Raw genomic sequence first — 19,403 nt, forward strand, 5'->3', positions numbered from 1 at the left:
CCCGACCATATTAATGGGCCGAGGCTGACTAAACGGCAGGAAAGCGTAGTCACCATGAGGATTTAACACGGTATACCGTAGAACCTGTAAAACGCTGAAATATGGAATTTAACGGCAAGAGGCAGCAGGGGAAAACATGATGAAAGCTCACTCACTGGGGGGCGGTGGTTGAGTTTTTCATAAAATAACGCCACCTGTTCAGTTCTGAGTTTTCCGTGGCGATTCAGAAACTGTCCCCAAAGCGGCATATTCCGGTAGCGGTCAGTAACGGGTTTGGATGATGAGATATATTGCGGAGGGAATAACCGCCTGTAAGCATTGATATTGTATAACCATGACAGCCCACAGACATTTTCAGCTTCAGGGTGAGTATCACGTACCAGACGGAAAAGTTTACGCAACTCTTCGTGTCTTATTTGGTACTGGCTATCGTCCAGCGGTGATTCACTTTCGTTCTGACGATTTTCAAAGTGAATTCTGACCGTATTTCCAGGCTCATATGCGTATGAGAAACAACCTGAATTCGCGGCTATATCCGGGGGCAACATTTCAGGCCTTGACTGCCAGACTGTTAGGGTATGCTCTGCATTCCTGATCGTATCGGTTTGCAAGCCGCTGACATATTTCATCCAGTCCGGATTATCCGTATCAAAATCCCGCCCCAATCCCAGCCGGATATAAATATTTGTGTAATCCATGATGGCGTTACTGAGTGGTATACCTTTCGCTGATGCCACGTAAGCTGCGAAATGCAGCTGTATTTCGAAAAATTCCTGGTTGATTAACATGCTGTTTCTCCCAACAGGGTGGCGATAGTCATCATTCTTACCCCCTGATGGCGTGGAGCCGTTCAGCCCGCGCGTTGATAATGATGCCGATACTTTTTCTGCTCTGAGAAAATAGGCCAGATGACGCCAGAATCTGAGTCATCGTGCAATAGCCGTTTCCCCAACGCCATAGACTTTACCAAGATCCTTTTTACTGGCGAAAGCGCGAAGATATTCCGGTACGCTGCCAGCCTGATTTCTGGTGTGATTTTTGCCAATAAATATAAGTGCACCTCGTTGTTGGACGATTATCCAACTAATGGGGTGCACTCAGGAAAACATGGTTGTTTGCCAACAGCGTCACAAGACGGTATACCGGCATTACTCGTGCAGCAGCACCTGGGTGTTGTATTCCCACAGCCGGTTGAAATGGATGTCGTCCAGATCCCGCTGCGGGCTGATATTGCCCTTGAACGGCCGGTCGGTGGTGGCCGCTGCGCCCCACGGGTTGGCGAGGTCGTAGCTGCTATCAATGGTGCTGTCGCGGATCACCAACTGGCCGTTGGCGGTTTTGCCCGGCAGGTAACCGGTTTGTTTCGCCCCCTGATCCCAGGCGCGGCCCAGTTTGGCTTTCAACGCGCCGCGATAGCCGCTATCCCCGGTCAACTGGCTGTTGATCACTAAAAAGCCGTATTTCACCGACGGGATACTGTCCGGCGCGAACACATAGGCTTCTTTCGAACCGCGGCTGGACACGGTATGGAAACGCACTCCGTCAAACACGGCGGTGGCGCGGCCGAACACGTAATCGACATCCCCTTCGATGTAGCTGTCCTTGATGTAGGCGCGGCTGTAATGGTCGGTGACGTAGCTGTTTTTGCGGTCGCTGGTATTGACGAAAAAGGTGTCCTGACGGCTGAGCAGGCGGACATTTTCCAACTGCACCCGATCGCCGTCGGTACGCAGCGCGACGGCCTGATGGGTGCCGTTGTCAACCGTGTCCAGCAGCGCGTTGACCACCGTCAGGTTTTTCAACTGAAAACCGTCGCTCTGCGACCACATTACCGCCGAGCAGGTGGTGTTGATGGTCGCGCCCGCCTTCGAGGCGCAGGCGTCGTACATATACCAGGCCGGGTCCGTCGGCTGATACTGGTTGTGCGGATTGACGCGGGCGCGATAATCGGCCGGCGACATCATTGAATCCAGCGCCAGCGAAACCACGACCTGATCCGGTTGATTGCCGGCGCCGAACAGCGTTAACGGCGGCGCGCCTTCCGGGATGTATACCGTGCCGGTGTAGGTGCCCGGCAGCAGTTTGATGTACACACGTTCTTTACCCGGATGCTGGCGTAGCGCCGCGTTCACCGCTTGCTGGATGCTGGTATGGGTGGCGCCCGCCACGCCGGCGCGGGGGCCGACCACATAGGCGGCAGTGATGCGAGAGGTGTCAATCGGCGTTGGCGTCCAGCCATCCGCCACCGGTCTGGCGTATTCGCCGCCGTGGGCGAAATAGTGTTGCGGGGTAAAACGCCCGGCTTCCTGCGCCGACAGCACCGGACGGCTGGCGGTACCGGGAAACACCGGCTGGAAACGCGCCGGATTCGGCGTCTGGCTGGCGCAGGCGGCCAGGATCAGTGACATGGACACCGCGGCAGCCAGCCCGGAATAGTGTGTCAGACTCACAGCATACTCCTTTCAGGTTGAGGTCATGTTGTTGTATTCATGAACGTTAGGCTGTGGCAGCCTACTCAACCCGGTACGAAAAAACGCGAAGCGGGATCATAATTTCTGAAAAATAAACCTGCGTTTCATTTTTGTCTGCGGACAGCCGCGACGAAATAGGGCGCAATTCTGATTTTTAGCGGCGTTTCTGTTAGATATAGGAGCGTTCCGTCGGAGATTGACGACGGAAAGGGCGGACGTGACAGACGCGCCGGATGGCAAACCGATAACTGAACATCATAAAACATGGCATTACTGATAAAAGCGGCGCTGGGCGCTATCGTAGTCGTACTGATCGGCCTGCTGGCCAAAACCCGTAATTATTATATTGCCGGGCTGGTGCCGCTGTTCCCAACGTTTGCGCTGATAGCGCATTACATCGTGGGGGCGGAGCGCGGCATGGAAGCGCTGCGCGCCACTATTCTGTTTGGCATCTGGGCGGTGATCCCTTATCTGGTGTACCTGATTTCGCTCTATTACTTTACCGGCGTGATGCGTCTGCCGCCGGCGCTGGCGTTGGCGGTAGCGTGCTGGAGCCTGTCGGCGGCGGTACTGGTGAAAGTCTGGAGCAGTTATTACGCCGGATAGGTCTTACTACGCAGGATCGGCGTTACTAAGCCGGATAGCATCGGATAGGCGTTAACGGCGCGTCGCTGGCGGGAAAAACGCCCGGCGCAGCGAGCGCCGGGCGTGCGATGTTACAAGTCGTCCTTGGTGATGCCCTTGGTAGCCGGTGCGGCGGTCGGGCCGGCGCTGACGCTGTTTTCGGCGTTGTATACCAGGTAGATGTTCTTCTGGCTGTCGATACCGTTGTCGAACACCAGCGTGATGTTGTTTTTGTCGAATCTGGCGGTTACCCGCGAGTTAGGCGTGTTCATGAAGGTATTGACGTCGCTGGCGGATAACGGCACCGTCATGCCGTATTTGCTCTTCAGCCCTTCCACTACGCTGGGCACGTCGGCCAGCGTTATCGAAATAGCCAGACGGTTGAACTTGTCATTGTTGAAACTGAAGATCGCCTGCGTTTTTTTGTCGGCGAAGCTAAAGTCCGGGCAGATATACACCGTCTGCCCCATAATCATTTCCGGGCCGCGCAGTGAACAGTTGGCCTGCTGCCGAATGGCGGCGGCGGAGGCGCCGAATTTCAGGTTTTTGTAGCCATCGGCGGCGGATACCGTCAGCGACAGCAGCGACAGGGCAAGCGCCAGCAAGGGGGTATGTGGCCTGTTCATGAGATCCCTCGTGATTGTATGTTGCTATGGGAGTGGGCCTTGCGCCTGACGGGGGACAGGAACCGTATGGGCTTGGCGGTAATAATTTGTCTATCTTACGTCGACTGTCGGATTCTCAGAACGATTTATTTGCTATGGCTAAATGCCGCTCGGAAGCTTAGAAACGATCCCAGGGAACCAGCAGCAGTACCAGTTCAATCACAATCACTATAATCAGTAGGACAATCAGCTTTTTACGCCATAACCAGTCATCGAACCGCATTCTTTTTCCCGCGTTATATCCGGTTTATCCACTTACTCTAGCGGGTTTTCCCGGCGGATACGACCGCCAGCGCAATGGCGGTGATAACCCCTGAACCGCGCATTAGCGGATTCGGCGTAAATCGGATGGCGATGACGAGGTTTGATTAGCTTTTTTTTCGCTAACCTTATGCGATTTACGCGCTTTGGTAAGCCTGCCCCCGGTGCAATATTCGGATTTTTATCATTCCAGGGGAAGTAAAACACAATGCGTAAATCGGCATTTTCAGCATGGGCGGCGGCTATCATGCTGTCGCTGGGCGTCGGCGGCCAGGCCGCGGCGGAGACGACAGCCAGCGCGGGCGGCAATCTGATCATCGGCATCACCAGCGGCGACCCGCTGGTGATGAATCCGCTGTATGCCAGCGACCGAACCACACTGACTATTATGCAGGCGCTGTATTCGCCGCTGTACAGTTATAACGACGGCAAGGTGGAGTGGGGGTTGGCGCAAAGCCTGACGCCATCAGCCGACAACCTGTCCTATACGCTAAAACTAAAACCCGGCCTTAAGTGGCAGGATGGGCAGCCGATCACGGCCGATGATGTGGTGTTCACTTTCAATAAGCTGCTGGATGAGCAGCAACATAGCTTTTTCCGCAGTATGTTTGTGTATAACAATCAGCCGGTGGCGGTCAGCAAGGTGGACGATCTGACGGTGAAATTCACGTTGCCGCAGGTCAGCGCCGCTTTTGTCGGTTCGCTGGTGCAGATTTACCCCATCCCTCAGCATATTTTTGCCACAGAAGCGGATTTGTCGAAGAGCGCCAAAAACGATGCGCCGGTCGGTTCCGGCCCGTTCAAATTCGGTGAATACCGCTCCGGTCAGTACTATGCGCTGAGCCGCTTTGATGATTACTGGAACGGCAAGCCGAAGCTGGAGGCGGTGACGTATCGCTTCGCCAGAGATGCCAACGCCGCCAGGCTGGCGATGCAGAACGGCGAAATCAATCTTAAGCTGATCGACCCGCAGGATGTCAGGCAGCTCAAGGCCACCGGTCGCTTTGACTTCATTATTTATCCGGAAGGCCGTCTGGCTTACATGGTGTTCAATCAGAACGTCGACAGTATGAAGAACAAGGCGCTGCGTCAGGCGATCGCCTATGCCATCAACAAGGATGAACTGGTGCAGACCGCCTTTACCTCGCTGGATTACGCCAAACCCGCCAATTCGATCCTGACGCCGGATACGCTCTATCAGACCGGGGATGTCGAAGCATATCCCTACAACCTCGATAAGGCCAAAGCCTTGTTCAGCGAGTCAGGTCAGCCACAAGGGTTGAAGCTGCGTCTGGCGTATATCAACGCCAATAAGACTCAGGAGAGCATGGGGCTGTATATCCAGCAGAAACTCAAAGATATCGGCATTGTTGTGGAGTTGCTGCCGCTGGACGCCAACGCCATGTCGCAAAAAGGGCGCGACAAGAACAACACCGCTTATGAGCTGAGTCTGGGCGGTTACATCATGGGCGCCGAGCCGGACGGCTACAAGTCGCTGTTTATGAGCAACGAGGATTACAACTACGCTCACTACAAGAACCCGGCGTTTGACGCGCTGTGGGACAAAGGCGCGATTGAAACCGATACGGCGCGGCGTGCGGCAATCTACCAGAATATCCAGCAGACGGTGGCGAGCGAGATGGTCTGGTACCCCATCGCCTACACCAACGCGGTGGTGGCGGTAGACAAACGCTTTGGCGGCACGCAGGAGGCGGAACCGAAACCGGTCTACCTGTTCCAGGATTTGTCGAAAATCTATCAGCAATAATCTCCCCCGGCCGCTCGCAGCGTGGCGGGCGGCCGTCGGCAACCCGTGCGGAAGGCTCATGGATAACACAGTTCATGGATAACATAGTGGCGCGTCGGCTTGTGCAACTGCTGCCGATGCTATTTTTTATTTCACTGGTGTCGTTTCTGCTGGTGAAGCTGGCGCCGGGCGACCCGGTGCAGGCGTATATCACGCCGCGTATGAGCCAGGACGATATCGAGCGGGTGCGTCATAGTCTCGGATTAGACCGGCCGCTGGCGATACAGTACCTGCTGTGGCTGAAAAACGTGGTGCAGGGCGATCTGGGCTATTCGCTGATTTCCCACCGCCCGGTGCTGACCCTGATCGTCGAGCGGCTGCCGGCGACGCTGGGCCTGATGGGCGCGTCGCTGCTGTTGGCGGTGGCGATCGCCATACCGCTGGGGCTGCTGGCGGGCGCGTTTCGCCACCGCTGGCTGGATCATCTGCTCAATCTGTTTGCCTATATCGGTATTTCGGTGCCGATTTTCTGGTTCGGCATCCTGTTGATCATCATTTTTTCGGTCCAGCTTAACTGGCTGCCGAGCATGGGAATGCGCACCATCGGAGCGGCGGATTCCTGGCTCGATGTGGCGCGACACGGCGTGCTGCCGTGCATCGCGTTGACCTTTTACAACCTGTCGCACTATGTGCGTTACATCCGCTCTCACACCATCACCCAGCTCTCCGCCGACTACGTGCAAACGCAGCTGGCGTACGGCGCGACGCGTGCTCACATCCTGTTTCGGCACGTGCTGAAAAACGTGATGTTGCCGGTTATCACCCTGTTCGGCCTGTCGTTTTCCGAGCTGGTGGTGGGCGCCTACGTGACGGAGAGCGTGTTTTCCTGGCCGGGTATGGGATTGCTGGGTATTCAGTCCATCACGTCATTGGATTACCCGTTAATCATGGCGATAGTGATGCTGTCGGCATTGATGCTGGTGATCGGCAATCTGCTGGCGGACGTGCTGTACCGCGTGGCCGATCCGCGCATCAAGGCGATGAGGTAGGGCCGATGGGAAGACGATGGCAACAGGCAAAACAACAGTTGCGCCGCAACCGACCGGCACAGCTGGCGCTGGCGATTCTGGCGGTGTTTGGCGTCACGTCGGCGCTGGCGTGGCTCAGCCCGTGGGACCCGAACGCCATGGCGATTCAGGCGCGGATGCTGCCGCCGGATAGCGCGCACTGGTTCGGCACCGACGAATACGGTCGGGATTATTTTACCCGTGCGCTCTATGGCGGGCAGATTTCACTGATGGTCGGCGTGCTGGCGATGACGTTCTCCACCCTGATCGGCACGCTGGTGGGGACCGTCAGCGGCTACGTCGGCGGTCGTCTGGATACGTTGCTGATGCGGGCGGTGGATATGCTGATGTCGATCCCTGCCTTCTTTTTGCTGCTGGTGCTGAATGCCTATCTTAAGCCGGGGGTCGCCAACATCATTTTGATCATCAGCGCGCTGACCTGGATGAACCTGTCGCGGCTGGTGCGGGCGGAAACCCTGTCGCTGAAAGAGCGGGAATATGTGCTGTACGCGCGCGCATCCGGCGAACGGGCGTGGCGTATCATCCTGCGTCATATTATCCCCAATATTCTGCCGACCATTATGGTGGCGGCGACGCTGAATATCGCCTCGGCGATCCTGATGGAATCCACGCTCAGCTTTCTCGGGCTGGGCGTGCAACAGCCCAACGCCTCCTGGGGCAGCATGCTCAACAATGCGCAGGCCTATATTGGCGACGCCACCTGGCTGGCGCTGTTCCCCGGCATGCTGATCCTACTGACGGTGCTCAGTTTCAACGTGCTGGGCGATGTGTTCCGCACTGCTTTTGAGCCGGGGGCGCAACGCGATGAGTGAGGCATTAATGGGTAACGCATTCTTGTCGAATAAAGAGCCGTCGAGTGAAGATCTGTTGTCGATTGACAATCTGCATACCTCCTTTTTCACCCGCGATGGGGAAGTGCAGGCGGTGCGCGGCGTCAGTTTCAGCGTCAAAGCGGGTGAAATCGTCGGTATCGTCGGCGAATCCGGCTGCGGAAAAAGCGTCACCTGCAAATCGGTGATTCAACTGCTGGGCGGCAACGGCCGTATCGTCGGCGGGCAGATCCGCTTTCGCGGCGACGACCTGGCCGGTTATAGCCCCGGGGCGCTACGGCGACTGCGGGGCAACGATATCGCCATGATTTTTCAGGATTCCATGACGGCGCTTAACCCGGTGCTGACGGTTGGACGGCAGATGCGCGACATCCTGATGCGCAATCAGCGGCTCGATAAGAAAACCGCCAGGCTGCGGGCGATCGCCATGCTGCAACAGGTGGGCATTGCTGATGCCGAGCAGCGCTACGATCAGTATCCGCACGAATTCAGCGGCGGTATGCGCCAGCGGGTGATGATCGCCATCGCGCTGTCCTGCCACCCGGCGCTGCTGATTGCCGATGAACCCACCACCGCGCTGGATGTCACTATTCAGGCGCAGATTCTTCGCTTGCTTAAACAGCTGCAACGGCAAACCGGCGCCGCCATCATGCTGATTACCCACGATTTAGGCGTGGTCGCGCAGCTTTGTTCTCGGGTGGTGGTGATGTATGGCGGTCTGGTGATGGAAGAGGGGGACGTGGAAGATATTTTCTACCGACCGGCACACCCTTACACCCGGGGATTGCTGGCGTCGTTGCCGCGGCATGACGACGTGCGCCGGCGGCTGTCGCCGATTGAGGGCGCTCCACCGGGGTTGTTGCATCCGCCGACCGGTTGCCCGTTTGCCGCGCGTTGTCCGCAGCGTATGGCGGTGTGCGACCAGCAGCAGCCGGACCGGCGACAGTGTGGCGATCATCACTGGGTGCAGTGCTGGCTGGCGGATTCCACGGAGGCGCGACATGCAGAGTAACCGACAACCGCTGCTGCGTATCCGTGAACTCAAAAAGCACTACGCCGTGCGGCGGGGCCGGCGCAAACAAGGTCAACCGGTGCGGGTGCTGGATGGCGTCAGTTTTGACATTTGGCCGGGCGAAACCTACGGGCTGGTGGGCGAGTCGGGCTGCGGCAAATCGACCCTCGGACGTAGCCTGCTGCGGCTGGTCGAGATTACCGCCGGGGAGATCCATTTTGACGGCGAGCTTATCAGCGCGTTGCCGGAATCGGCGTTAAAGCCGTTTCGCCGGCGCGTGCAGGCCATTTTTCAGGACCCGTATTCCTCACTCAATCCGGGGATGACGGTGGCGCAACTGATCGCCGAACCGATGCGAATTCACGGCTATGCGCGGGGTGAGCGACAGGTGCGCACGCTGGAATTGCTGAATCGGGTGGGGTTGAAGGCGGAACACCTGCATCGTTTTCCCCACGAGTTCAGCGGCGGTCAGCGACAACGTATTTGTATTGCCCGGGCGTTGTCGGTGAATCCGCAATTCGTGGTGTGCGATGAACCGCTGTCGGCGCTGGATGTGTCGGTGCAGGCGCAGGTGGTTAATCTGTTGCAGGACTTACAGCAGGAGCGGGGGCTGACGTATCTGTTTATTGCCCATGACCTGTCGATGGTGCGCCATATTTCGGACCGGATTGGGGTGATGTATCAAGGGCGGCTGGTCGAGGAAGCGCCCGCAGAACAGTTGTATCTGCATCCGACACATCCCTACACCCGTATGCTGCTGGCATCAATCCCGATACCGGATCCGCGCGCGGTTACGCCGGATGAGCCGATTGTCGCCGAGTCAGGCGGGTCGGCGGCGGCCGGTTGCCCGTTTTATGCCCGTTGCCTTCAGGCGAGCGAACAGTGCCGCGCCGCTGCGCCGCCGTTACGCGACATTGCCGCTGGACACCGGGTGGCATGCTGGCATGGCGTGCCGGAACCGGAGGGGCAAGCCATCGGTAATGGTGACTTAAAATAACCGGTTAAAGGTAGTGATAAACTCGCGGCGGCATCAGGCAAAGAGATTGCGGTATGCCGGGCACGGCAGAACATGCGTCGCCCGGCCGTTATCTGTCTGGATTATTTAATTTCGACCAGCGTGCCTTTGCGGCGGGAAGCCGAACCGTCTGGCAGGAAGATATTGGTATAGGCGATGCCGTTGCGGAAATCATCTACATGGACAACATGTTGCCCGGCCCGGCGCGACCAGTAAATCATATAGACGTCATGGCCGATCGGCGTGACGGTAATATCCACTTTTGCCGTATTCTTACCATCCGGAGAGGTGAAAACCATCTCTTTGGCTGAGGTGAAATCCAGACGGAACTTCTGGTCGCCAAAATCGACATTGTAGGATTTACCTACCGCGACAAATTCTGCATCGCTAGCCACCGCAACGGCATGCGGATCTTGAGACGCGGCCATCGTGGTCAGGCTGACGCCAGTCAGGGCTGCCAGCAGCAGCATATTGCCGGCGAATTTTTTCGATAATGCGTTGAATGTCATTACATATCCTTCATTTTACAGGTGAAAAATCACGACGATGCTTGAATCGGTGCAGAAGGGCGTTTGCCCGTGCTCTCGCCGTTAATCAGGTTTCTGAGATAGACTAAGTATGTTTATAAACCTTATTCAGGTGGGGCGGAAGAACGCACCCGCGTGAGACTTAGTTTACTCGGGGGTACCTATATGGCGGCGACAGAGCAGGAAGAAGTGAAATATGTCTATGATATTTATGAGGATCGTTGTCCTACCCGTATGGTGCTGGAGCGATTGGCGGACAAATGGGCATTGCTGGTGCTGGCACGGCTGGAACAAACGCACACACCTGTTCGGTTTAATGCGCTGAAGCGCGGCATCAAAGGGATTACGCAAAAGATGTTGACCCAGACGTTGCGTAAGCTGGAGCGGGATGGGCTGATTTCGCGTCAGGTGTTCAATACGGTGCCGGTCACGGTCGAGTATGCGTTGACCCCGCTGGGCGATACGCTGACGGAAACAGTCGCTACGCTGGCGCACTGGGCCGAAAAGAACATTGATGCGGTGCTGGCCGCGCAGGCGCAATGGGATACGCGCCAGCAAACGATGTCTGGCGCGGAGGAGTAATACGACGCTAACGGATGCCGTCAGGCGAGGGCGTTGGACGCCGAGTGTACCAAACGTCGCCCAACGACAAGCGAGCGTTACTTGACGGTCACCTTAATAACCGCTTCTTTATCATCAGGCTGAGGTTGTTTTTCCCACGGGCGGGCATAGGACAGGTCGATTTCGCCTGTACCTGCTTTCACCGCCTTGAAGTGAAACATCTCATGGCCGCCGCATCCGACTTTGTCGTGGCAGTCGGCGCCGGGTTTGTAGGTTTTGCCGGTCAGCACGACGATATCCGGCAATTTTTTAATCGCCCAGGTATAACCGGTGCTGGGGTTGGCCGGCAGCGTCACTTCAAACTGCTCGCCGACTTTGGTTTCTTTATGCTGATTATCGACAGCCGTGGCTGCCATGACGCTCAGCGGGAACATCAAACCAACTGCAAAAGCGAATCTTTTCATGAAGTTCTCCAGAGATAATCGTGAATACAGTAAAATACGGCCTGCATATTGGTGATTATGGCCCATGTTTTTGCATGGGCAGGTAGTAATACTCGCCATGATAATCAGCGATATAAGAAGAGGACACTCTGTGTTCAGGCAACGAAGATGGCGGGAAAACCACAGAAGGATAATAAATGTGTAGCGACATAGGGTTACCTCACAAATAAGGTTATTTTATGTTTTATAAAAGATGGCACAAGATGTGAAAATGGCAAATTAATATCACCTAAATATCTTAGCGTGGCGCGTGAATTGTATTGTGACGACATTATTCGTCGTGCAGGGTTATTTTCCGTGATGACTATATAAAGAATAAAAACGGCAGAGATAGAATTATTTAAATTTTATTAATAAACCAATGTGCTGTTGGTGCGGTAAATAATGATCCGCGTAATGAGTAGTATATTGGCGCTGCCGGGGCGTTTATCTGACTCTATCACTTACTCCGCCTGCGGCGTTCGCTGATGAAAACACACTTTATTGTATGGCGCATTATATTGATTTTTCAGTACACGCTGGGGTGCCTGATTTCTGCCGGCAGGGACGTGCTTAGTATAATGGGCTGCGCTTTAATTATTCCTTCAATGCGCTTTCAATCAGCAGACGAAAAATTCAATCGGCAGATGAAAAATTCGATACCATCCGTTTATTTTTTTCCGGTTATTCGGCTGAAAGAGAGATGAGTTCATTGGTCTGTTATAATAAACGCCCAGTTGCTGACGGGCGTTTCTCTCTTTGCGTTTACATGCACAGTTGTACGCTTTTCCGGCGTTTCTTCTCTTCGTACATGACTGCATCCGCTTCTCGCATCGCATCATCTGGGGTGACCGTTACCGGATTAACCGCAATCGCCCCGATACTGGCTCCGGCGTAATCGATGCGGCAGGTGTTAAGCTCAAAGCACCCTATCAACCGCGCCGTCAGCCGCGTCTTGAGAGACTGTGAGATGGTCAGCGATTCCGCAAGGGTTGCCGCGCCAAAGCCCGCCACGATAAATTCATCGCCGCCCAGACGCCCAAGCACGTCGCCGGCGCGTATCCCCTGTTGCAGACGTTGACCGACTTCAAACAGGAAGGTATCGCCAACCTTATGCCCGTAATGATCATTAATGTGCTTGAAACCATCCAGATCAACAAACGCAATAATGACGTATCGCCCGGTATAGTGCGCCCGCGAAAAAAGCTGATGTAGCTGATTAAAAATGGAACGACGGTTTGGCAGCCGGGTCAACTCATCGGTATAAGAAACGGTGGTCAGCGCTTCATTCGCTTCCTGCAGTTGCTGCAACAGCTGTTCTTTCTGAATGTACTGCGCGATCAGTTCGGCAAAAAGCTGCAGGATTTGCTGGCTGCGTTCGTTAATCGGTTGATTTTGCGTACTGGCGGCACAGAGCGTACCGTATAGCGAACCGTCGTCTAACAGCACGGGCGTACTGACATAGGCTGCGATATCGAGTTCTCGCGCGGCTTGCGAGTCTCCCCAGTGTTCTGGCACGTTGCACATATAGCGTCGTCCTTCATCCAGCGCCCGTTTGCACAACGAATCTCCCCAGGGAACCGACAGCCCTTCAGGAATCTGCATCTTTTTGCTGTTATGCGAGAAGACAACGTGCTGCAGATTACGCTCCGACTCGATGCGCGTAAGATAGGTCGATTCCATATTCGTCACCAGTTCAAGCGTCTGCAGTAACTGTCTGACCAGCCCTTTCAACGTCTTTTCCGTTTCCAGCGAGGCTGAAATGCGCTTAATCAGATTATCCGCCATGAAATCAAATCTCCCCGTTCCTTAAGTTCTCAACCGTACCACATCGGATACACGCTAATGTTTAACAACCGGCGACACAGGTTCTCTTTGTTATGATTGTGAGTCCGTGTTATCCACTACATCACACTTTCTCCGACTGTGCTTTGATGCGGTTTAATCGCAGCCGCGGGTCTATGTGCATGTAGCAACGGACATCCATGGTAACCAACATTGGCGACCAGAATAGACGTTTTTTGTGGAAATTTGAGGGGTAAATCTTGCGGTCAACCGCTCCCGATGACCCGTACTCTCGTTAACGCGGCGAACTGTCTCTCTTGTTCATTATTCTGACGGCGCTGATACATGCCGGCACGAGAACGATTTACAACGGGGGTGTTTTGTTGCTGACTGACTTTTTCGTACCAGAACCGCTGGGCGTGCCTGTCAGTCTGGTTGCTGCTGTCTTTGCCGGGCTGCTTTGACTGGTGAGCCGTGACGCGATGATTTGCGCCAACATCATCGGCTGTGATTTAGGACCAAAGCTGACACCCATCGGTAGCCTTGCTACGTTGCTGTGGCTACACGTACTGGCGCAGAAAGAGAACCGTATCAAATGGGGAGATGACTTTCGCGTTGGTGCGGTGATGACATTTCCTGTACTGTTTGTGACGCTGACCGCCCTGGCGCTGCATCTTTCCATCTGACTTGCGCGGTGGTACACCGCAGACCCGTTTGAAGAGAAAAGCGATGACAGACATTACCATCTACCATAATCCCGCGTGCGGAACCTCCCGTAATACACTGGCGCTGATTCGTAATTGCGGTGTCGAACCCACCATCATTCACTATCTTGAAACACCCCCGTCGAGAGACGAACTGGTCAGATTAATCTCCGCAATGGGGATCAGCCCCCGGGCGCTATTACGTCAAAATGTAGAGCCTTATGCACAACTGGGGCTGGCCGAAGATAGGTTCAGCGATGAGCAATTGATCTCCTTCATGCTGACGCACCCGATTCTTATCAACCGCCCGATTGTCGTGACGCCGCTTGGCACCCGCTTGTGCCGCCCGTCAGAAGTGGTGTTGGATATTTTACCCGATGCGCAGCAAGGGGAATTTACCAAAGAGGATGGCGAGATAGTCGTCGATCAATTCGGGAAGCGAGTGGAATAGAATGGAATTGAAAACCTGGAATGTGCAGGAAGTGCGTGAGAAAACTCGTTTGTGCAGCATCGTTTACGCGCTGCTGATAAAGACGCTAAGCATTTACCACATTTCATAAGCCAGTTTTCCCTGTGACTTACAGATGAATGTGCGAAGCTTAATTCAACGTCTGGTATTATCGCCCGGCACATCTATCCAGGACGTTGGTATGCAACCAAAGCGTATTATTATGTTCGCAAATTTCTTTCTGAGGTTTCGCCATGTCCTGGGGCGGTCCATCGCGGTTTTTCTCCCATAATAGAGGATAAAATGTCTAGTAAGATCGGCTTATTATGTTTGTCTTTACTCATACCATTTGCGTCGTATGCAGAAAAAGGGGAGTTTAAATTTTCGGTTGGAACCCAAAATCATATCTTCGATTCGTCGTGCATAAAGTCCATTCATTACGTGAGGCAGGATGAAACGGGGGCGGATAGCTTAGGCATTTATCTTATGGATAGATGTGGCGAGCAATTGGAGGATATTACCGATAAGAACATGGGGAAAAAATTGACTATCTCATATTTGGGTAACGAACTCTCTACGGTGATGATCGTGCAGCGGCTGAAGCGCAGCTTCAGAATTAGTACAAAAGATACACCAAGAGTAGTTTTAATGTGGGTTATCGATGACTACAACGTATCCCTTGAGTGATTTGAATATCGCAACAACGGGCCAGAAAGGACAAGTTTAACCTTGCGGCGCCTGATGTAACGTGTAGGTAGTGCCTCACATGCCGGTTTCGGCCTGTTTCAGGGCAAACGCGATCTGCTCTTCGGTAAATCGTGACTTTTTCATGACGGATGATCTCTTTTTTCAGGAGAAGACAGGCCGGAAACTCTACTTTATGCCGGTACTGAACAAAGGGAAGAGATCAATCACACCAGCCAGCCCATTTTCTGGAAGTAAGAATGGACTGGCTAAAGTGTAGCAAGATTATGCGTAGCTATTTAGATAGCCTCTAGTAAATCTTCCTCTAAATTATTCATGCAAACTCTAAAATATAAAAATTTATCCTCACTGATATCCATTGCATGTGCATCTGCTCTTGATTTATTGATGAAATCTAGTTGCATAAATGTTTCCTGTTTTGTTCTTGAAAATGAATTTTTGAATATGTCCCAGTTTGTTGATATTATTTTTGCTAAATCAATGAAATATATATTGCCTTTTGTAGGTAAAAATAGATCATCATAAGATAAGTGTGTTAAATCAGTCTTTCTTCTTCCGCCTAATGTATTAAGTAATCTTTCTTTTGCTTCAGTAACCCCTAAGTTTGCCCTTAAAAGTACCTTCACTAGTTTTCTAAGATTTACTTCTGACTTATTTCTTCTCTTCGATATTTCAGCCCACATTTCATCATTTGATAGCTTTATCTTCTTGTATTTTGACTTGTCCAATAAATAATCCCTTATAGAATCAATATTGAAGTCAAAATAATCCCTCTCTTTTTTTATTAGACCGTATCCTAAGAGGTGTGATGTATAAGAAGGGTGCAATTCAGCAAATTCTTGAAATGTTGAATGATCATCGTTAGCTAATAATGAAAGCATTTCGTATTCGTCAGGATAGTAATCTTTTAATACACTCACAATCATTTCTAAGTAATTGGAGTGACCAAGGGAAAACTCCTCTTTTGCATTCTTGTAAGAGTGTCTTCCTATTTCCACTGGTCGCTCAATCTCTCTAAATGACTTCGAGATTAAACTGCACACATGTCTCATTATGAATGGATGACCGCCAAAATCTTCTGTTAGTTTTAAATATATCCCCTCATCAAACTGTAACCCCATTCTCTTTCCAAGTTTTCGAATCATATCTCTGGTTTCTTTTAACCCAAAACCAGGGATATACATAGGTGTAAAATGGTTGAATATGGGATTGTCTATATTCTCTATCTTAGGAGCCTCTATACAGGTAGGGTTTGTACCAACAATTAGATATGAAATTAATTTGTTGTTTCGTTGAAAAATTGAGCGTAGTGATTGCCAAAATAAGGCAAAATCTATTCCATTTCTCCAATGTTCTGCTGGTGCTGTTCTTGGCGATATATTTTCAATTTCGTCAAATATTAAGAAAATAGTTCCGCCTGATTTTTCCTTGTTTTCTTTTAAAAATAACTCAGTTATACGGGCCGCATTTTTTTCTGTAAAATTCATCTCAGATGGAAGTGATATACTTTCATCATCTAACGATTCTTTTGTTTTTAAACATAGAAAGTACAATGCCTCGAACCATCGTCTTTGATTAAAAGATGTTTCTTGACAATCTATTATTACTGTTTTAACTCCTTCTTTTATTAAGTTTCTTTCAATTCCATTGATTAAAGATGTTTTACCTGTTTTTCTTAAGCCAAATAAGCCGGAGTTCTCTCCGCTTTTTAACCTGTTTATTAACTCTTGGATTAAATCCGTTCTTCCGAAAAAGTAAATGTCTTTTTTTAATGGAGCCTCAAAAGCGAATAAATCTCTAGTGTAAAAGTATTTTCTAAACCTATTTCTAAAAAAGAATGAATCGTGAATTTTTTCTAATTCACTATATGAAAATGGTATTATTACTTGAGTCTCAGGTTCGCTTTTTATTAATGATTCAATGGATGACTCAACATTAATATCTCCACTTACAAGAACGTTACATATCTTCTCTATTCTAAGAGATGAGTGCCTTCTTGATATGTTGTCAAAGACATCTAGTGTTCGTGCCTGAATGTTTTCATATGCACTGAAAACAACAATTATCTCCCTGTCTAGGTTAAACATATCATTGTAAATTTCCGTTGGTTTCATTATTATATATCTATAAACACTATTGTAACCTAATTTTATTTCCTCCCCTCCATTTGTGATGTAGAACTCCCTGGATAAGCTTCTAATGGCTTTCTTTTCATCATCTGTAAAATGATTGTCTTTAAACATACGATGGAAGCCAGGTGTGGTCTTTTCGCTCATAATTATCCTTGTTAATATATGGAGAAAATACTAAATAATTAATATTGACAACTTGGTGTGGAAACTAAGTAATTAATAGTCATTCGTCATAATTATATAATACACTTTGAAATATAGATCAAGTTTCATATTTATTTATCATTCATATTATTTTCATTTAAATAATGTTACCTGTATCTATGTGCCTTTTTGTTTATAAAAAAATCAATTATAGAAATTTGATTGCGACTAAATTCATGGTTTGTTGTGTGTATGTCACTCAGTTTCCATTGGTTCGCACCCGCCAGCCCAGTGCGAACCGCTGTGCACCTCAATGATTGGTGTTGGTTTGGTAACGGCCAGAATCTGATCTGGCCGTTATTCTGTCTGTGATTGTCAATTATGCGTCTGGGCTAAACGACATGGCTGCCAGCGCTTCGCCAATTAACTTACGAAAAGATTCTGTTTTGTCGGTGTAAGCGCACCCGTTTTAGTTCCACACACTTTTTGAGATTTCCGGTTCCTCGGCCATCAGCCGGTATTCTTCCGGCGTCAGGTTATTCAGGGATTCATGAGGCCGCTCGCTGTTGTATTCCGTCAGCCAGCGCTCTGTGATTTCCCTCGCTTCATTCAGTGTTCTGAACAGGTAAAAATCCAGTATTTCTGTCCGGTACGTTCGGTTAAAACGTTCGATGAAGGCATTCTGCGTTGGTTTTCCCGGTTTAATAAATTCCAGCATCACGCCATGCTCTTCAGCCCACTGCGCCAAAGTCAGCGAGATTAGCTCCGGGCCATTGTCCATCCGCAGGTTCAGCGGATAACCACGGTTTGCCACGATCCTGTCCAGTACTCTGACCACCCGCTGCGCCGGGATATTCAGATCGATTTCTATTGCGAGAGCCTCGCGGTTAAAATCATCCACTACATTGAAGGTCCGAAAGCGTCTGCCGCAGACCAGCGCATCATGCATAAAATCTATCGACCAGCTCTGGTTAAGTGCTTCCGGCGTCGCCAACGGAGTCGGATTGCGCACCGGCAGACGTTGCTTTCCCTTTCGGCGAAAATTCAGTTTAAGCAGGCAGTAAATCCTGTGAACGCGTTTATGATTCCAGGCATTGCCTTGCCTGCGCAGCACCTGAAACAGCTTCTTGAAGCCGTAACGGGGATAGCGTTCAGCCACCTCCGACAGAGCCTGGATCACCGGTTCATCACGACAGGTGTCCGGCTGATAAAAATACACCGTCCTGCTCAGCGATAATGTCCTGCATGCCTGGCGTATGCTCATCGTAAACTGCGCGGTCAGGTAACTGACGAGCTCACGCTTTATCGCTGGTTTTAAAGCTTTTTTTCGATGACATCTTTCAGAGCACGACACTCAAGACTCAGATCGGCAAACATCTGTTTGAGACGACGATTTTCGTCCTCCAGATCTTTCATCTTTTTGATATCAGAGGCTTCCATACCGCCAAACTTCGCTTTCCAGTTGTAATAGCTGGCTTCGGAAATGCCGGCTTCGCGGCAGACATCCTTGACGGTACGTCCGGCTTCAACGGACTTCAAAACGGCAATGATCTGGTGTTCAGTGAATCGGGCTTTACGCATGACGATCTCCTCAGGGAACATACTCAGTATGTCGGAAGATCTCTAAAAGTGAATGGTTCGGTTTAGCGGGATACTTACATCGGGTTCACCGGTGCCAAGTGCGCAACTCACCGCAAGCGCTGCATCTTCCGCCAGTTTTTTCTGGTTCAGCTTGTTGCCCCACTTATAAACACCACCGCTTTTACCTTCAAGCGCCTTTGCCAAACCCGCGATAAGAAGTAATGCGGTATCACGATTGGCGAATTCACCCCAATTTTCTGGTAATGGCGTGTCTTTTTTGGGATCGGAAAAGCCATACCAGGGTGAATCATCAGCAAGTAATTGGTTAGCCCACGGCCAAATCTCGGTAGCCAGGAAGGTGGCATCGTGAATTTCCGTGTTTTGATTGATAGTGTCTACGTCAATCTTGGTTGTCCAAATGTTGGTGGTGTCGCCCCATGCGTGCGTCGCTGAGGCGCGGATCGGTTTTATTACGCCAAATCTGACCGCCTGAAAAATGGTTTGTAGATAGTTTTCGGTTTCAGCTTCATGGTGGTAATAGGGAACGGAGTCAGGCAGGAAGTCATCAACGCAGTAAGAGACAGGCGCATCTTCGTTACCTTGCGATGCCATAACGCTAGC

The 19,403-nt window shown here is 51.4% G+C and carries 18 protein-coding genes and 1 pseudogene; 10 read left to right on the forward strand and 9 right to left on the reverse strand.

Translation table 11 applies throughout. The annotated features are described in order from the left end of the window. Nucleotides 1-62: 62 nt before the first annotated feature. Together CVE23_RS09405 and pemB are read right to left on the reverse strand one after the other, a co-directional pair. Nucleotides 63-788: a hypothetical protein gene (locus CVE23_RS09405; RefSeq protein WP_100849398.1), complete on the reverse strand. Its 726-nt coding sequence runs from the start codon at nt 786-788 to the stop codon at nt 63-65. Between the two features lie 360 nt (nt 789-1,148). Next, nucleotides 1,149-2,450 (reverse strand): pectinesterase PemB, encoded by a 1,302-nt coding sequence (gene pemB / locus CVE23_RS09410; protein ID WP_100849399.1) that lies wholly within the window; start codon nt 2,448-2,450, stop codon nt 1,149-1,151. 285 nt (nt 2,451-2,735) lie between these two features. Between pemB and CVE23_RS09415 the strand changes: the two genes are divergently transcribed. Further along, nucleotides 2,736-3,077, forward strand: coding sequence for a GlpM family protein (locus tag CVE23_RS09415; RefSeq protein WP_038659628.1), 342 nt, complete (start codon nt 2,736-2,738; stop codon nt 3,075-3,077). Between the two features lie 110 nt (nt 3,078-3,187). Here the strand turns inward: CVE23_RS09415 and CVE23_RS09420 are convergent, their stop codons facing one another. Further along, a complete protein-coding gene (locus tag CVE23_RS09420; RefSeq protein ID WP_100849400.1) occupies nt 3,188-3,721 on the reverse strand; it encodes a hypothetical protein in 534 nt (177 codons plus the stop codon). Nucleotides 3,722-4,229: 508 nt separating this feature from the next. Here CVE23_RS09420 and CVE23_RS09425 point away from each other — a divergent pair. From CVE23_RS09425 to CVE23_RS09445, 5 genes are all read left to right on the forward strand, one after another. Further along, complete coding sequence (locus tag CVE23_RS09425; protein WP_100849401.1) at nt 4,230-5,789, forward strand: ABC transporter substrate-binding protein; 1,560 nt, start codon at nt 4,230-4,232, stop codon at nt 5,787-5,789. A gap of 86 nt (nt 5,790-5,875) precedes the next feature. Further along, entirely contained in the window at nt 5,876-6,817 is a 942-nt protein-coding gene (locus tag CVE23_RS09430) for an ABC transporter permease (RefSeq protein ID WP_229705543.1), read from the forward strand. Between the two features lie 5 nt (nt 6,818-6,822). Next, on the forward strand, nt 6,823-7,668 hold the full coding sequence (locus CVE23_RS09435) for an ABC transporter permease (protein ID WP_100849402.1): 846 nt from the start codon (nt 6,823-6,825) through the stop codon (nt 7,666-7,668). A 7-nt stretch (nt 7,669-7,675) separates the two neighbouring features. Beyond that, nucleotides 7,676-8,698 carry an ABC transporter ATP-binding protein gene (locus CVE23_RS09440; RefSeq protein WP_225622663.1) on the forward strand — a complete coding sequence of 341 codons (1,023 nt, stop codon included), beginning with the start codon at nt 7,676-7,678 and terminating at the stop codon, nt 8,696-8,698. Further along, entirely contained in the window at nt 8,688-9,695 is a 1,008-nt protein-coding gene (locus tag CVE23_RS09445) for an ABC transporter ATP-binding protein (RefSeq protein WP_100849403.1), read from the forward strand. The genes CVE23_RS09440 and CVE23_RS09445 overlap by 11 nt, the downstream gene beginning before the upstream one ends. Nucleotides 9,696-9,796: 101 nt before the next feature. Here CVE23_RS09445 and CVE23_RS09450 read toward each other — a convergent pair whose 3' ends face one another. Then, nucleotides 9,797-10,222 (reverse strand): MoaF-related domain-containing protein, encoded by a 426-nt coding sequence (locus CVE23_RS09450; protein ID WP_100849404.1) that lies wholly within the window; start codon nt 10,220-10,222, stop codon nt 9,797-9,799. 183 nt (nt 10,223-10,405) lie between these two features. Here CVE23_RS09450 and CVE23_RS09455 point away from each other — a divergent pair, with 183 nt between their 5' ends. Then, nucleotides 10,406-10,822, forward strand: coding sequence for a winged helix-turn-helix transcriptional regulator (locus tag CVE23_RS09455; RefSeq protein WP_197724543.1), 417 nt, complete (start codon nt 10,406-10,408; stop codon nt 10,820-10,822). Nucleotides 10,823-10,899: 77 nt separating this feature from the next. Here the strand turns inward: CVE23_RS09455 and CVE23_RS09460 are convergent, their stop codons facing one another. Next, the gene (locus CVE23_RS09460; protein WP_225623145.1) at nt 10,900-11,364 is read right to left on the reverse strand and encodes a protease inhibitor I42 family protein; all 465 of its coding nucleotides are present in this window, start codon (nt 11,362-11,364) and stop codon (nt 10,900-10,902) included. A gap of 684 nt (nt 11,365-12,048) precedes the next feature. After that, a complete protein-coding gene (locus CVE23_RS09465) occupies nt 12,049-13,071 on the reverse strand; it encodes a sensor domain-containing diguanylate cyclase (RefSeq protein ID WP_100849405.1) in 1,023 nt (340 codons plus the stop codon). Nucleotides 13,072-13,535: 464 nt separating this feature from the next. On the opposite strand from CVE23_RS09465, the pseudogene CVE23_RS09470 reads away from it, so the two are divergent. The 3 genes and pseudogenes from CVE23_RS09470 to CVE23_RS09480 all read left to right on the forward strand — a co-directional run. Continuing rightward, nucleotides 13,536-13,754: pseudogene (locus tag CVE23_RS09470) on the forward strand (ArsB/NhaD family transporter); the annotation flags it as partial. A 43-nt stretch (nt 13,755-13,797) separates the two neighbouring features. Continuing rightward, a complete protein-coding gene (gene arsC / locus CVE23_RS09475) occupies nt 13,798-14,223 on the forward strand; it encodes a glutaredoxin-dependent arsenate reductase (protein ID WP_038918777.1) in 426 nt (141 codons plus the stop codon). Nucleotides 14,224-14,523: 300 nt separating this feature from the next. Next, complete coding sequence (locus CVE23_RS09480) at nt 14,524-14,907, forward strand: Insecticidal toxin complex protein tccz (RefSeq protein ID WP_100849406.1); 384 nt, start codon at nt 14,524-14,526, stop codon at nt 14,905-14,907. 296 nt (nt 14,908-15,203) lie between these two features. Here CVE23_RS09480 and CVE23_RS09485 read toward each other — a convergent pair whose 3' ends face one another. From CVE23_RS09485 to CVE23_RS09495, 3 genes are all read right to left on the reverse strand, one after another. After that, nucleotides 15,204-17,201 carry an nSTAND1 domain-containing NTPase gene (locus tag CVE23_RS09485; RefSeq protein ID WP_100849407.1) on the reverse strand — a complete coding sequence of 666 codons (1,998 nt, stop codon included), beginning with the start codon at nt 17,199-17,201 and terminating at the stop codon, nt 15,204-15,206. A gap of 469 nt (nt 17,202-17,670) precedes the next feature. Then, a protein-coding gene (locus CVE23_RS09490) for an IS3 family transposase (protein WP_100849408.1) occupies nt 17,671-18,782 on the reverse strand; the annotation gives its coding sequence in 2 pieces (ribosomal slippage) (nt 17,671-18,521 and nt 18,521-18,782; 1,113 coding nt in all). A gap of 42 nt (nt 18,783-18,824) precedes the next feature. Further along, on the reverse strand, nt 18,825-19,394 hold the full coding sequence (locus CVE23_RS09495) for a hypothetical protein (protein ID WP_225623146.1): 570 nt from the start codon (nt 19,392-19,394) through the stop codon (nt 18,825-18,827). Nucleotides 19,395-19,403 lie beyond the last annotated feature (9 nt).

It is taken from the genome of Dickeya fangzhongdai (genome assembly GCF_002812485.1).
GTDB classification, from domain to species: domain Bacteria; phylum Pseudomonadota; class Gammaproteobacteria; order Enterobacterales; family Enterobacteriaceae; genus Dickeya; species Dickeya fangzhongdai.

Excerpts from the sequence above, each read along its gene's own strand:
- CVE23_RS09405 (WP_100849398.1), bottom strand. The coding sequence starts at position 788 with ATGTTAATCAACCAGGAATTTTTCGAAATACAGCTGCATTTCGCAGCT.
- CVE23_RS09415 (WP_038659628.1), top strand. The coding sequence starts at position 2,736 with ATGGCATTACTGATAAAAGCGGCGCTGGGCGCTATCGTAGTCGTACTG.
- CVE23_RS09420 (WP_100849400.1), bottom strand. The coding sequence starts at position 3,721 with ATGAACAGGCCACATACCCCCTTGCTGGCGCTTGCCCTGTCGCTGCTG.
- CVE23_RS09425 (WP_100849401.1), top strand. The coding sequence starts at position 4,230 with ATGCGTAAATCGGCATTTTCAGCATGGGCGGCGGCTATCATGCTGTCG.
- CVE23_RS09435 (WP_100849402.1), top strand. The coding sequence starts at position 6,823 with ATGGGAAGACGATGGCAACAGGCAAAACAACAGTTGCGCCGCAACCGA.
- CVE23_RS09440 (WP_225622663.1), top strand. The coding sequence starts at position 7,676 with ATGGGTAACGCATTCTTGTCGAATAAAGAGCCGTCGAGTGAAGATCTG.
- CVE23_RS09445 (WP_100849403.1), top strand. The coding sequence starts at position 8,688 with ATGCAGAGTAACCGACAACCGCTGCTGCGTATCCGTGAACTCAAAAAG.
- CVE23_RS09450 (WP_100849404.1), bottom strand. The coding sequence starts at position 10,222 with ATGACATTCAACGCATTATCGAAAAAATTCGCCGGCAATATGCTGCTG.
- CVE23_RS09455 (WP_197724543.1), top strand. The coding sequence starts at position 10,406 with ATGGCGGCGACAGAGCAGGAAGAAGTGAAATATGTCTATGATATTTAT.
- CVE23_RS09460 (WP_225623145.1), bottom strand. The coding sequence starts at position 11,364 with ATGGCGAGTATTACTACCTGCCCATGCAAAAACATGGGCCATAATCAC.
- CVE23_RS09465 (WP_100849405.1), bottom strand. The coding sequence starts at position 13,071 with ATGGCGGATAATCTGATTAAGCGCATTTCAGCCTCGCTGGAAACGGAA.
- arsC (WP_038918777.1), top strand. The coding sequence starts at position 13,798 with ATGACAGACATTACCATCTACCATAATCCCGCGTGCGGAACCTCCCGT.
- CVE23_RS09480 (WP_100849406.1), top strand. The coding sequence starts at position 14,524 with ATGTCTAGTAAGATCGGCTTATTATGTTTGTCTTTACTCATACCATTT.
- CVE23_RS09485 (WP_100849407.1), bottom strand. The coding sequence starts at position 17,201 with ATGAGCGAAAAGACCACACCTGGCTTCCATCGTATGTTTAAAGACAAT.
- CVE23_RS09495 (WP_225623146.1), bottom strand. The coding sequence starts at position 19,394 with ATGGCATCGCAAGGTAACGAAGATGCGCCTGTCTCTTACTGCGTTGAT.